Annotated in this window: 7 protein-coding genes; all 7 read left to right on the top strand. The window is 49.1% G+C overall.

Features of this window, described 5'->3' with window-relative positions:
* Positions 1-110 precede the first annotated feature (110 nt).
* The 7 genes from PSH97_RS20160 (at position 111) to PSH97_RS20130 (ending at position 14,150) form a co-directional block, all read left to right on the top strand.
* Positions 111-899: an ABC transporter permease gene (locus PSH97_RS20160; protein ID WP_305446425.1), complete on the top strand. Its 789-nt coding sequence runs from the start codon at positions 111-113 to the stop codon at positions 897-899.
* A complete protein-coding gene (locus PSH97_RS20155) occupies positions 899-2,158 on the top strand; it encodes an ABC transporter ATP-binding protein (protein WP_305446424.1) in 1,260 nt (419 codons plus the stop codon). The genes PSH97_RS20160 and PSH97_RS20155 overlap by 1 nt, the downstream gene beginning before the upstream one ends.
* Before the next feature lie 4 nt (positions 2,159-2,162).
* Positions 2,163-5,897 carry a glycosyltransferase gene (locus tag PSH97_RS20150; protein ID WP_305446423.1) on the top strand — a complete coding sequence of 1,245 codons (3,735 nt, stop codon included), beginning with the start codon at positions 2,163-2,165 and terminating at the stop codon, positions 5,895-5,897.
* Between the two features lie 767 nt (positions 5,898-6,664).
* A complete protein-coding gene (locus PSH97_RS20145) occupies positions 6,665-6,841 on the top strand; it encodes a hypothetical protein (protein WP_305446422.1) in 177 nt (58 codons plus the stop codon).
* Positions 6,841-7,659, top strand: coding sequence for an ABC transporter permease (locus PSH97_RS20140; RefSeq protein WP_218397591.1), 819 nt, complete (start codon positions 6,841-6,843; stop codon positions 7,657-7,659). Before PSH97_RS20145 ends, PSH97_RS20140 begins: the two co-directional genes overlap by 1 nt.
* Positions 7,649-9,019 carry an ABC transporter ATP-binding protein gene (locus PSH97_RS20135; RefSeq protein ID WP_305446421.1) on the top strand — a complete coding sequence of 457 codons (1,371 nt, stop codon included), beginning with the start codon at positions 7,649-7,651 and terminating at the stop codon, positions 9,017-9,019. The genes PSH97_RS20140 and PSH97_RS20135 overlap by 11 nt, the downstream gene beginning before the upstream one ends.
* 139 nt (positions 9,020-9,158) lie before the next feature.
* Positions 9,159-14,150, top strand: a complete 4,992-nt coding sequence (locus PSH97_RS20130) for a glycoside hydrolase family 99-like domain-containing protein (RefSeq protein WP_305446420.1) — start codon at positions 9,159-9,161, stop codon at positions 14,148-14,150.
* Positions 14,151-14,416 lie beyond the last annotated feature (266 nt).

Genomic DNA, 14,416 nt, shown 5'->3' with positions numbered 1-14,416 from the left:
CCTGGTCGTTTCTCTGAATCACGGATCAATAGAAGGCTGCTGACTGTCTGTAGGCCTTTCGATTGTTGGTTAATGACCTTGTTGGGTGTCTATCTCGAAGGAATGGTTTGATGCGCATGTTCAGAGAGTTTGCACGGGATCGAAGGGTATTGTTGAGTTTGATAGCCAATGATCTTCGTGCAAGATACCTGACTAATTACCTTGGTGTTTTGTGGGTTTTTATTCAGCCTGTAGCAACTACTGTTATTTTGTGGTTCGTATTTCAGTTTGGATTCAAGGCGGCCGCTCAAAACGATTTTCCGTTTGTCTTGTGGTTGGTTTGTGGCCTGGTGCCATGGTTCTTTATCGTCGAGGCATTGAACTCAGGATGCTCGTCGGTGAAAGAAAACAGTTTTCTGGTAAAGAAGATAGTGTTTAGGGTTTCATTGCTGCCGTTGGTGAAGCTGGGTTCGGCGTTGATGGTTCACATTTTTTTTGTTTGTATACTGATTCTTTTGTTTTTGGTTTATGGTTATACGCCAACGATCTACTGGTTTCAAGTTATCTATTATATTGTCTGTTTGTTTGCTTTGTTGTTGGCGATAGCCTGGATCACCAGTTCGGTTGTTATCTTCTTTCCTGACCTGAGTCAGTTGGTTTCCATGGCGGTACAGTTTGGTTTCTGGTTAACTCCCGTTTTCTGGGATATCAACGCCATGCAGAGCAGGGCTGTAAAATATCTTCAATTTAATCCGTTTTCTTATGTTGTTGAGGGATTCAGGGATTCACTCATTCGGGGTGTCTGGTTTTGGGATCGTCTGGAGCAAACGATTGTGTTCTGGATTGTTCTGACTGTTCTCATACTGGTGGGTTTGCGAACGTTCAAAAAATTAAGACCTCACTTTGCGGATATTTTGTGATGACTGAAGTTTTCGAGGACGCCATTGTTGTCAGCAATATCTGTAAGCTTTATCGACTGTATGACAAGCCTGTTGATAGATTGATTGAGGCATTGTCTTTATTCGGGAAACGTCGGCATCATGATTTTCATGCTCTCTCGGATGTCTCCTTTACGGTCAAGAAAGGGCAGACCGTTGGTATATTAGGAAAGAATGGAGCTGGCAAGAGTACGTTACTCAAGATTTTGACCGGTGTTCTCACGCCGACAAGCGGTGACGTTAAAGTATCTGGCCGGGTAGCCTCGTTATTGGAGTTGGGGGCCGGCTTCAATCCCGATTATACCGGGATGGAGAACATCTACTTTCAAGGCACCTTGATGGGCTACAGTCACGCGGAAATGCAACTGCGTGTTTCGGCAATCACGGAATTTGCAGATATTGGCGAATTTATCAATCAGCCTGTTCGAATGTACAGTAGTGGCATGTTTGCACGGCTGGCCTTTTCTGTCGCAATTAATATTGATCCCGATGTGCTTATTGTTGACGAAGCGCTGAGTGTAGGGGATGCAGGGTTCCAGCTTAAGTGTATGCTTAGAATGAAGTATATGCAGGAGCGCGGTACGACTATACTTTTTGTTTCTCATGATACTCAGTCAGTTATTCGGTTTTGCCAAGCAGTTATTGTAATGCAGGCCGGTCGCATCATTGATTATAGTGCCGACGTTTTGGCGGCCACCAAGAATTATGAAAAAAATATCCGTAATACGGGTTCATCGCCAATGGGGCTTGCTGAGGAATTGCATGTTGATGTTTCTTACGAGAAAGAGTTGGGTGATATTTCAGAAGTGAGATTTGGCTCCGGAGAAGCAAAAATAAATGCGGTTGATTTTCTTGATGCCGCGGGAGTCCCAACGAATCATTTCGAACCTATGGATGAAGTTACAATGAACTGCTATATCCAGTCTCGGGCTGAATTTAGCAATGTTGTGATTGGTTACTCGTTACGAAACGCTAAAGGTGTCGACGTGGCGGGTGATAATAGTCTTTTGGCTGGCGGTGAAATAAGCTTCGAGGAAGGGGCGTATAAGGTTAGCTTTTCCTATTCGCTGAATGTCGCGCCCGGTGAGTACTTTCTGTATATCGGTATGGCCAGTCTCGATGGTGAGCGTGTTGAGCTGGATCAGCGTTGGCCCTTGAGAAAAATGAGTGTGTCTGGTGGTCGTCAGGCTGTAGGCGTGGCTTATTGTCCGTCAACCGTAAACGTTGTGAAGGTTGCTTAAAGCTATGCTGAAGATTGGTAACGCGCTCATTGCCGAAACGGTAAAGTTTTATGTTGATGATACGGCAACTTGTGTTATCGCCGACGACGTGCAGATTCGCGACAATGTCGTTATTGAGTGCGGGGCAGGCGGTTTTTTGAGTATCTCATCCGGAACCGTGGTTAACTACGGAGCGTGGATCAACGGAAGTGGAAAGGTAACTATCGGCGCGAATGTGTTGATCGCTCCTAACGTGTCGATAACTTCTTCTACCCATCGTTATGATCGTAAAATATCTATCAAGGATCAGGGGCTGAAGTTGGCCGAGGTGATTATTGAAGATGATGTCTGGATTGGTGCAAATGCCTCAGTCCTGGCGGGAGCGGTAGTGGGTAAGGGAGTAGTTGTCGCAGCGAACTCGGTTGTAAAATTTAATATTGAGCCGCAAAGCATCGCCGCGGGCAGTCCCGCCGTGCGGGTGGCTCAGCGAAAATTCAAGAAGGTTGTGTTCTACACGCTGCCCCTGGTTTTAAGAGGGCGGCCGACGTTGTTCAGCAGTATTGTCGATGTGTATTTGCCGTTGGCGAACAAATTTGCCAGTGAAGGCTGGGAGTGCATATTTGTTGGCTCTGACGAACTGAAAAACGAGTACGGTGTATTTGCTCATCAATGGGTAAGCCCAGCGACATTTTCGTGTGTTTACCCCAATGGACCTGACGTTGATTGGCTGAGCGACTGGACAGCAATACTCAAGAAGGAGGCGGTTCCTTATCACGACGATTTTGTTCGCCGCATGGTGGGTGAGCTAGATCCAGATCTCGTTTTTTGTTGGAATTACGACGGTTCGCTGGACAGGATTTGTTCATCTCATACGATCCCTCTGATTTTTAATGAGCTGGGCATGTTGCGAGAACCTAATGCCATGGGTTACTACTCGGATCCGCAGGGCGTGAATGCTCGAAGTACCTTCAGGACGGAGTTTGCTGCCTATCTGGAGAAGGTGCAGACCTACGACAATAGTGAATGTGTTGACCGGTTAAAGGCTCTGGAGGACCGTTATAAGTACCAGGGTGGCGTCAGGGAGCCCAATGCTCTGGTTCTGCTGCAGGTTCAGGATGACTCCAATGTAATCATGGGGTCTCCCTATTCGAGCATGGCTGAGTATGTTCAGCATGTATCGGATGTTATCTCGGAATCAGGCTTAAAAATCATCGTCAAGCCGCATCCGTTGGACTCTATCCCACCGCTGCCGGAACATGTCTTCGTCGCCGGCAAAGAGGATAATATTTCTGATTTGATCGCCGCCGCGGATGTTGTCTTTACCCTCAACTCCTCTGCTGGTTTTGAGGCGGCTCTGGCCGGTAAGCCTGTTTACGTCCTGGGACTGGCTCCCTATTCAGGGTTGGGGTTGACTATCGATGTTCGGGAGCCCGCAGATTTGATGTCTGTTTGGCAGGCTCATCAAACAGATAGTGTGTGTTCGTCAGCGCTCAGAGCTTCCATTCTGGACTTTGCCGAAACGCAATACTTTCTTTCTGCTGCTAAGTTCTGCGAGCCGTCAGCTCATCTTGCTCGACTGGGGCATGCCACCAGTGAGTCGGGTTTTGAAAGAAACCGCTTCGATCCTGATTTGGAAAGTTATCGCCAACAATCTTATATTTCATGGCTTGAATCAAAGAATAAAGAAATTAATGCCGATCTGGCATTGTTGAATGAAGAGCTCTTTCAGGTGAAGGGCCAGCTTTTTGAAGTCGAGGCGCAACTTGATGCCTTGCAGGCGACTGGTTCAAAGTTTGGGAATTCAGAAGAAAAAAATTCGTTTTTAAAGGGTGAAGTATTCAGTATGGGGCATTCCATAATGTCATTTGTAAAGCGCTGCCTCGCGGGGCTGCGTCGACTTGTGTCGAGTCCGAAGGCGGTCCTTCGGCCTCTTTATCAGAAGTTTCCTTTTTTGGCGAGTATTCGTGTTCGGATAGGTCTTTACTCGAAATCATTACGCGCGAAGCTTCTTTCCGTTATATATTCAAAAGATAATATCAAGGCGATACAGGTCATTACGGATCGTCGTTTTTCTCATGTTTTGGTAGCGCCGACAGCCTCTGCTCAACCTGTCGTTGATGTTTCAATCGTTACCTATAATAGCGTCAAGTGGGTCGATGGTTTTTTTGAATCACTGAAATCTCAAAGCTATCCCCTTGGAAAGTTGAATCTCTATTTTATCGATAATGGCTCTAGCGATAGTACAGTCGAAGCACTGGAGCGCTGGAAAGTAACGCTGGGTGCGGAGTTGGCCGGCTTTGAGGTTTTACGGGGAGATAACGTAGGTTTTGGTGCGGGCCATGATAGGGCGATCGGTCAAGGCAATGCAGAGTATTTTCTTGTCAGTAATATTGATATTACTTTCGCGGATAACTCCATTGAGAGGATTATTTCCAGCGCTTTGTCAAAAGGTCAGGAAAATGTCGCATCCTGGGAGTTGAGGCAGGCCCCATATGAGCATCCGAAGTACTATGATCCGGTGACGCTGGAAACCAATTGGTCTTCACATGCGTGCATTTTAATCAGGCGGTCTGCCTACGTTAAGGTCGGCGGTTATGAAAGCCAGATATTCATGTATGGAGAAGATGTCGAGCTTTCTTATCGGTTTAGATCCTATGGCTATCATCTGAAATATTGTCCTTCAGCAGTCGTTTACCATTACACCTATGAGCATGAGAATCATGTGAAGCCGATTCAGTATGCCGGCAGTACTTTGGCCAATGCTTATATTAGATTGCGTTATGGTAGGCTGACCGACAAGTGGGGCGGTGTCGTTCTACAGTTGTTACTGTTTATGCGGCCACAAGCATACCCTGGTTCTCGCCGGGATCTGATGCGTAATTTTGCTCAACTCACAAAGAAAGCGTCTTATTTTCTCGGTGGTAAAGGTCCGGATAAGGATGCTTATTTTCCTTTCAGGGGCTTTGATTATGAAATGATCAGGGACGGCGCTTTCTGGCGCGTGGGTGAACCCTTCATTGAGCAGCCTTTGGTCACCATCGTGACTCGTACCTATCAGAAGAGGGATGAGTTCCTGAGGCAATCCATCATGTCGGTGTTCAACCAAACGTACCGTAATATTGAGTTAATTGTGGTCGAGGATGGTGGCTCGACGATGAAAGCCCTTGTTTCTGAGATGCAGTCCACAGAAGGGCGAAATGTCAGCTTTTACGGTCTGGAGAAAGTAGGGCGTTCGGTGACAGGCAACTACGGTCTTGAGGTCGCCAAAGGCAAATACTGTATGTTTCTCGACGACGATGATTTACTTTTTTCGGATCACGTCGAGGTTCTTGTCGCTGCGTTGTTGAAAAATGACACGGCCGTTGCGGCTTACTCGCTGGCAATGGAGGTCGGCACCGTCACTGACGGTACGAATGGGCGGTATACGGAAGTCAGTCATGAGACTCACGACTCCTTCAAGCATGAATACGATTACGATGTGCTGCTTGATCATAACTTCATCCCCATTCAGTCCCTTCTTTTCAAGAGAGACCTATATCTGAAGCGGGGCGGTTTCGAGACCGACATGAGTAATCTTGAGGATTGGAATCTTTGGTTGCGTTATGGGTATGAAAATGAGTTCTGTTATGTGCCCAAAACCACATCGTTGTTCAGAACCCCTGCGGATCCAAAAGTAAGGCTGAGCAGGCATAAACAACTGCATGAAGCCTACTTTGTTGCCAAGAACCGGGCGGTGAAGTCTTGTGAGGGTTATGTTTAACCTAATTGGCTTGATGCATTGCACCTAGAAATGAGCTGCCTTTCAGGCAGCTTTTTTTTGTCTTTTTTTTGAGGCGCGTAGGCTGGCTATCTCCGTAGCGTCGGTTGCGGTAGGGATGGCAGCTACCTGCCATCTCTACCGCGACCCGATATTCATCTCCGGGCAATCGATGCAGGGGAGAGTTGCTGGCGGTGAAGCAGGAGGTACAAGAGTCTAGCGACAGAACATAGTCGTTCATGTCTTCGCCAGTGCTGTGGTGTTTTTTAGAGGCTCAAAACCACTCATTTTTACCTCTCGGCAAGGATCCTTTTTCGATCGCGCTGAAGGTCTATCGAAGGTGCTTGAGGGAAGGCGCGAGTAGGATTTTTCGTGTTTCTGTATGGGTTTGAATGTTATCATCTGACAGGATAATACCCACAGTGTCGTCGGCTTTGGAGGCCTCGGGTTTACTGTAACGTTTCCACCTTGGCGGCCCTGAGACTGGTAAAAATTGACGATTTTCGATATCGCTGGCTAATATCAAGCTGTCCATTTTTACAGTTTATTGGTTGGGTTTCACTCCTTGGCTTTTTTCGCCAATAAGTCTTCATCGTCCGTCGTACAGGCCTCTGACGGATTCGCATCGGGTAGTCGTTCATGCTTGATTTGGCTCTCTGTTTACTACCGTTGTCAGTACAGGCTGCAGGCGAACCGGCCAGTCTGGCTGAGCGCTGGCGGCCCACTGTTACTGGCAATACTCGCTGTGCGCTTAAGGAAACACTGCACCAATGAATGGAACTCCCCTTGCTATGTTCGACGTCATGCCGATCAGCCTCAAGTCCTGCACCGAGGAACGAGGCATTTCCCTTGAAATCTTCCACGCCACTCCATTGTGTATAGCCCCATCGCTTGCGGCCAATGATGCACGCAGCCATGCACCATTTTCTGCTGAGGTTTTTGCTTGATGCGCCAGTTTTCTGCCAACCCTTTGGAAATGTTCGCCAGCCTGTGGCGCAATACAGCATTAATCAAAGCTTCGACTATTCGGGAAGTGCTAGGTCGGTATCGTGGTTCGGCCATGGGCCTGCTTTGGTCGTTTTTCAATCCGTTGCTGATGCTTGCGGTGTACACCTTTGTGTTCAGCGCGGTACTCCGGGCGCGCTGGAGTGTCGACAGTGATTCGAAAACCGAATTCGCATTGATCCTGTTTGCCGGACTGATCATTTTCAACCTGTTTTCCGAGTGTATTAACCGGGCCCCCGGTCTCATTCTTGGCAAGGTCAATTTTGTCAAGAAGGTGGTGTATCCCCTCGAAATTCTTCCCGTCGTGGTATTGGGGTCAGCGCTGTTCCATGCAGCCATTAGCTTGGGCGTATGGTTTGTGGCTTACGGAATATTTTTCGGAGTACCGCACGCTACAGCCTTCTACCTGCCGCTGATCGTCATCCCTTTCATCATGTTCATCATGGGGGTTAGCTGGGCATTGGCCTCGTTGGGTGTGTACCTGCGCGATGTTTCGCAATTCATCGGCATTCTGACCACTGTTCTGATGTTCTTGAGCCCTATTTTCTACCCCGCGACGGCACTGCCCGAAGCGTATCGTCATTTGCTCTACCTCAACCCGCTGACACCGGCGATTGAGATGGCGCGCGATGTTCTTTTCTGGGGAAAACTCCCGGACTTTGAAATATTGGGAATCTATTGGGTAGCCACCACCTGCATCGCTTGGTTGGGTTTTGCCTGGTTCCAGAAAACACGTAAGGGATTTGCTGATGTCCTCTGAAGTCGCTATCAAGGTCGAGAACCTTAGCAAGTGCTACGAAATCTATGATCAGCCCCGTGACCGGCTGAAGCAGTTTATCGTGCCTCGCATGCAGGGCGCTTTGCGCATGCAGTCCAGTCAGTTCTATCGCGAGTTCTGGGCTTTGAAGGATGTTTCTTTCGAAGTGAAGAAGGGCGAAACAGTCGGAATCATAGGATGTAACGGCAGTGGTAAATCCACTTTACTGCAGATGATTTGCGGCACGTTGAATCCGACCACTGGTAGCGTCCAGACTAACGGTCGCATTGCAGCATTGCTGGAGCTGGGCTCGGGCTTTGACCCAGAGTTCACCGGGCGCGATAACGTTTACATGAACGCCGCAGTACTTGGCTTGGCAAGAGAAGAAATCGATCAGCGTTTTGATGAAATTGCCGCCTTTGCCGACATTGGGGACTTTATTGAACAACCGGTAAAAAGCTATTCCAGCGGGATGGTCGTTCGATTGGCATTTGCCGTTCAAGCGATGATTGATCCGGATATTTTTATTGTCGATGAAGCGTTAGCAGTCGGCGATGAAAAGTTTCAGCGTAAGTGCTTTGCGCGTATGGAAGAGTTGAAGCGCAACGGTACTTCGATTCTCTTCGTGTCGCACTCGGCGCCCAGCATCATCGAACTATGCGACAGAACGTTACTGCTCGATCATGGTGTCCGGCTTATGTACGGCGCTGCTCCAGAAGCCGTGCGTGCTTACCAGAAGCTGATCTATGCACCGGAAGCAGAGTACAAACGACTCGTTGAGCTGTACACCGAAGCAGATCGTTCGGGAGGGGCTGTCGATACCGATAAGGTCGCGTTGTTGCCGGTCGAAACGAAGCAACTCCCCAGCGATGCATTTGATTCGGGACTGGTTCCGGAAACTACCGCGATCTATCCAACCCAAGGTGCCGAGATCAAGAAGATCTCCATCCTGGATGCGGATGGGCATGTAGTAAACGTGCTGCAGGCCGGTAAAACGTATCAGATCGAAGTGGCGGGTCACTTCATGGAGGATTTCGCCGGTACTTATTGGGGCATACACATTCGTAACGTCTCTGGCGCCGTTATTACAGGTCAGCGGTTTCCCGAAGACGGGACCTACTTTGAGCGGGTCAGTGCGGGTAACACCTTCAACGTGAAATTTTCGTTCCGGATGCATTTGCTGCCAGGTGTCTATTTTGTCGGTGGCGGCGTTTGGTCGACCCAGGAACCGAGCTGTGCCCACCGAGTCATGGACGCAATCATGTTCCGGGTTATTCCGGGTGAAAAATTGAATTCATTCGGGTATGTGGACTTGATGTCGAGCGCGCCTCAGTCGGAAATTGGTCGAAAAACCACGATTTAGGGAGCGGGCTGTCGGGGTTCGGTTTGATGGCGATGAGGTCGCTCAGGACGGGCACAAGCGGAATGACTTGTGCAGTTAATTTATTAGCTTGGAAGTTTGGTGCTGCATGACAGCACATTCATAGGATCTTTTGACGTATATGCTAAATATTAGTGATTGGCCGCCGAGCGACGAAAAGAAAGTATTCAACTATCTCCAGTGGAATAGCTATCGTTCGGAGCAGTACAAGCTGTTCTACGTTAGTACACCAAAAGTTGCATGCACATCTCTCAAATGGTGGTTTGCTTCTTTAGAGGGTTGCTCGAAAGCGTTGAGCAATATCACTGATAGTGCAGAAAGCAATCCGGATCAGGTTGTTCATGAGCTGCATAAAGTGGCACCACACCTTACCGGTCTTTCTTCGGAAGAACTTTCTGAGGCGCTGAACTCCGACTCGTACTTCCGATTTGCTGTCGTTAGAAACCCTTACAAGCGAATTTTTTCGGCCTGGCAATCAAAATTGCTGCTGCAAGAGCCGCAGCAGATTGGGCCTTATCTTCAGCGGGATTTCTTCCATCAACCGTTGAGAAATGCCGATGACATCGCGTTAGCCTTTGAAGGTTTCCTGGAGCATCTCGCCAGTCAGGAAGCACCTTCCTATTGGGATCAGCACTGGACGCCACAAGCCGTCCTGCTTAGGCCGGATTTGATCAACTACTCCAAGCTGGTCAAGATCGAAGAGTCTGCGCAGCTTAGTAAAGCGCTGTCGGAACGCTTGGGTGAGTATGTTCCCGATCCTTTTGCCGAGCGTCGAGCGAACGAGAGTCTGATTCCCTATCTGCCAGAGTTCGTGACTGAGCGCAGCGCAAGTTTGATCCGGATTTTGTATGCCGAAGACTTTGATGTTTTTGGGTATGACACGCAGCTGCCGCAGTCAAAAGAGACCTTCTCCGAGCAGGAACTGGAGTTGGCACTGCGGGCAATCAAGCTGATTCGAGGGCGTCATCAGCGCCTAGGTGAGCGCACGCTTCAAATTTCCGCTCTGACGCAGACGGTCGCGGGGCTCGAGGCGCAAATCGCGAGTCTCAACGTTGCCATGAGCGAGCGTGATGCACAAATCACCCGTCTCAGTCATCTGGTCGTCGAGCGTGAGACTGAGATCGCTCAACTCAACCACCGCGTGGTCGATCTGGAGGGGCGTGAAAGGCAGATTTCCCATCTCAATCATCTCGTTGGCGAGCGTGAAGGCGAAATTGGTAACCTGAAAAACGAAATCGTGCGCATCGTGCTGGAAAAAGAAGCCGATGTTCATTCGTTGAAGCAGGAACTTAAGCGGCTTCTGGAGTCGCGCTCCTGGCGCGTCACTTCTCCTTTGCGCGGAGTTGGCTACATTGCCCGTCAGGTAAAGCGCTCGTTAAGCTTTCGTTCGCTAGGAAAGGTTATTGAGGTCTTGAAGGTTAGACGCGACTTCTATAACAAGGAAACTGTCAACCTGGTACGCGATAGTGCGCTCTTTGATGCAGATTACTATCTGGCCAATAATGCTGACGTACGCGATCAAGGTATTGATCCGCTCAAACACTACATGCTTCACGGGTGGAGAGAAAGCCGTAATCCGTCTGCTCTATTCAGTACCTCGAAGTATCTGTTTGATAACCAGGATGTTGCTGCGGCACGGGTGAATCCGTTAGTGCACTATCTCAAGAGTGGACAGTTGGAGGGGCGTTCGATTGCCTCGCACTCACGTCCAACTATTCAGAAATCTAATAAGCCTGTTGGCCTCGACCGGAAATCAAAAAAATCTGTTGGTGATGTCCTTCCTGTTCCTCAGCTACGCAACGCGGTTCCCAAGGCCGTCATTGATGCTCAGGTTGAGGTCATCGCTAAGTCGGGTATGTTCGATGAGGCGTATTATTTTGCCATGTACCCCGAATTGCAGGAAATGGGTCTGGATCCTATCCGTCACTACTGCGAGTTGGGTTGGTATGAAGGGAAAAATCCGTCTGATGATTTTGATACCTTTTCCTATCTTACAACTTACAAAGATATCCAGGCGGCGCAGATCAATCCGTTCTGGCACTACGTTGTCGCGGGCGCTTCGGAACATCGGATCGCGGTACCAGGATCGGTCCTACGCTATGAAGATGATATTCGATTTGGTGAGATCAATAGCGACATCAAACTGCTTGCGCTTTATGTGTCTCCTCAGTGGGATCAGTTGCGTAACGCAAGGCTAGCCTCTAAAGGCAACGCGCCGTCTCTGCTGCCAGATGAACAACTTGGATTTTATGATCCGCTTGATTCGAGTGTTCTGGATAAACAGGCGCAACTTGCCAAGGCTCATGGTTTTTACGGTTTCTGCTTTGAGCTGCAGGGTGATAATGTTCCTGTTACTGCATCCCAACCACTAAATGTATTTCTCGACCATAAAGATATTGATATTCACTTCTGCATAAAAATTTCACTGCATGCCAAAGGGTGCATGGAGTATCTTGCTGCTGCTGTTACAGATACACGCTACGTGCTCATAGATCGACGCCCTGTCGTTGTGGTTGGGTTCTCGGGAGATGCCGGCGATGATGCTGATGTACTTCGTGATCTACGCGTGGAGCTCGCCAAGTTTGGTGTGAATGCTTATCTGATCGTTCAGTTGACGCAAGTCGATGAGAGGGGAAGGTACAAAAAACTGACCGATTTGTGCGATGCGCTCCTTGACCTGCCTATGACGCCTGTCCCGGGCGAGACAGGTGTGTTTGTGCCTCAGAAAAAGAACAATATCGCTGTCGTCCCCTATTCGATCATTTCCGCAAACGGCATTTCGCGGACGAAAAGTGCACAGCTACGACCTTTTCCAGTTTATAACGGCATTACTCTAGCGCGGGACGAAACGGCGCTTAAAGTAAATTCGCCGCTGGTCTACACCCGTTTTAGCTCTCGAGAATATCGTCGCTGGCTGGATGCCGCGATTGCCAGCACTAAGTCCATGCATTCTGAAGATCGTCGCTTTGTGTTTGTGAATGCCTGGAACGATTGGAGCCAAGGGCTTTTCCTTGAGCCAGATAGAGTGGCTGGTTACGGCCGTGTTAACGAAACAAGCTGCGCACTCCTGGGAATAGAATCCAATACGCCGATGCCGAAGGTTTCAGTGATTGTGCCGAACTACAATCACGAGCGTTTCCTGCGTCGTAGATTGGATAGTATCTACGGACAAACATACAAGAATATTGAAGTCATTTTGATGGATGACTGCTCGTCGGATCAAAGTCGCGCTGTATTGAACGAATATGCAGCAAAGTTTCCCGACGTAACGGTTACGTTATTCAACGAGACTAACTCCGGCGGCGTCTTCCGTCAGTGGGCCAAAGGTATCAAGGCTGCAACCGGCGAGCTGATGTGGGTCGCCGAAAGTGATGACTACTGCGATGAGCACTTCCTGGAAGCTCTCGTGCGTTGTTTTGATGATGAAGCTGTAATGCTGGCTTATGCCAAGTGTGAGTTCGTCACCAGTGACGAAGTTGTTCTCGAAGATGAGTTTCATGGGTATGTGAGTGACTTGGAGTGCGCTGACAAATGGCGAGATTCCTACGTAGAAACTGCTCATAACGAAGTCCGCACTGCGCTGGGGATAAAAAACACGATCCCGAATGCCAGTGGTGTGGTCTTCAAACGCCCACTCGATATGCCGTTACTGGACGATGAGGCATGGCTGTCTATGAGGGTTGCGGGTGACTGGGTTTTCTACCTTCATATCATCCGCGGTGGCAAGGTCGCTTATTCTGTTGATGGCACGAACTTTTTCCGTCGCTATGTCGGTAGCACCGCGCAAGCCACCTACAAGAAAGAGATCTTTTACCGTGAGCTCGGGATTGCAAGTCGGACTGTTCAGGCGCTCTATAACGTACCTCTATCGGTCCTGCAGCTTTGTGAGGAGAGTAGTAAAAGACTTTACGATCATAATGTCGGAAACTCCGAAAAAGAGTTCCTGAGTTGGTATGGCTTTGACACCATCCTTGAGGCGCGCGCAAACCGTCTGCCGAATATTATGGTTTCAACGATTGGCTTCTATCCTGGGGGCGCGGAGATCCTGCCGATTCGTCTGGCTAACGAGTTCAAGCGTCAAGGCCTTTCCGTTTTTCTGCTTAGTGCCGGGCTGACAACGCGTGAAGACGGGGTTCGCCGCATGCTTCGCAGTGATGTTCCGCTTGTCGAAACAGCAGATGTAGAGGAAGTGAAGTCGATCATTCACGAGTTTGGCGTCGAAGCGCTGAATACCCACCAATGGCACATTCAGAAGTATCCGTTACAACTTCCAGATGTTTTTTCGGAGTTGGGGGCTCATGTGGCCTCCTTGCACGGCATGATTGAGCACGGCGCCGCTTTTGCAGTGACCGAAGAGCAACTTCAAGCCGCGGATAAGGGAGTAACTACCTGGATTTACACTGCTGAAAAGAACATCGTGCCTTTCGCGAATTTTTCACTCTACGACAAAACATCTGAACGGTTCGTCAAAGTGCCAAACGGTTTGCAGCCACCAAACGTGGTGCCAATTCCGCGTGCACAGTTGGGTATCCCGGAAGACGCGTTTGTGCTGTGCTGTGTCAGTCGTGCGATTCCTGACAAGGGTTGGGAGGAGACGATTCAAGCTGTTGAGCTGGCGCGTGAAATTTCAGGCCGAGATATTCGGCTTCTGCTGGTTGGCAACGGACCGATTTACGATGAGTATTGCCGGACAGGAGCTCCTGATTTCGTCTACCTAGCGGGCTTTAGTGATAACTCAGTCGGCCACTATGCCGCTGCGGATATGGGCATTATGCTGACCAAGTTTAAGTCCGAGAGCTTTCCTCTGACTATTGTCGACTGCCTCTTCGCCGGGAAACCGTATATCGCCTCCGACGTGGGGGATATCAGAAACATGTTGACGATTAACGACTACGTCGCAGGTGAAGTGATAGGTCTTGAGGATTGGGAGGTCCCAGTCAAGGAGGTAGCTCGAGTTATTGCTTCTTTCGCAACCGATAAGAAGCAGTACCATGATGCGCTAGCCTTGGTGAAGGATGTTTCCAGTCGGTACCGAATTGATGCCGTAGCGGCCCAGTACATTCGTCTATTCCAACGAGACATCAAAGCGAGTCGGACAGTGTCGAGCCAATAAAATATTGAATGACACCTTCCTTGAGCAGGGTAACGCATCCGTTGGGACTTGTCAGACGAGTGGCTGCGAGAGGAAGGGTAGGATAGACGATACGGAAATGGAGCCGCGTAAGGTAAAGTCCCGTCACTAATTCTAAACTGGTCTTTGCGCCATGATGTTGGTTCTCGTTATGGTGTTTTCGTGTACGACGGTTTAATTTTATTTACAACGGTTTACTAGGAAATGCAGCCATGAGGCGCCTTGTCCACGGCATCTCGATGTAGCAA

This window comes from Pseudomonas cucumis (assembly GCF_030687935.1).
In the GTDB taxonomy this organism is placed as follows: domain Bacteria; phylum Pseudomonadota; class Gammaproteobacteria; order Pseudomonadales; family Pseudomonadaceae; genus Aquipseudomonas; species Aquipseudomonas cucumis.
Note: the sequence above shows the minus strand (reverse complement) of the source record. Positions and strands in the feature narration are given on the sequence as shown.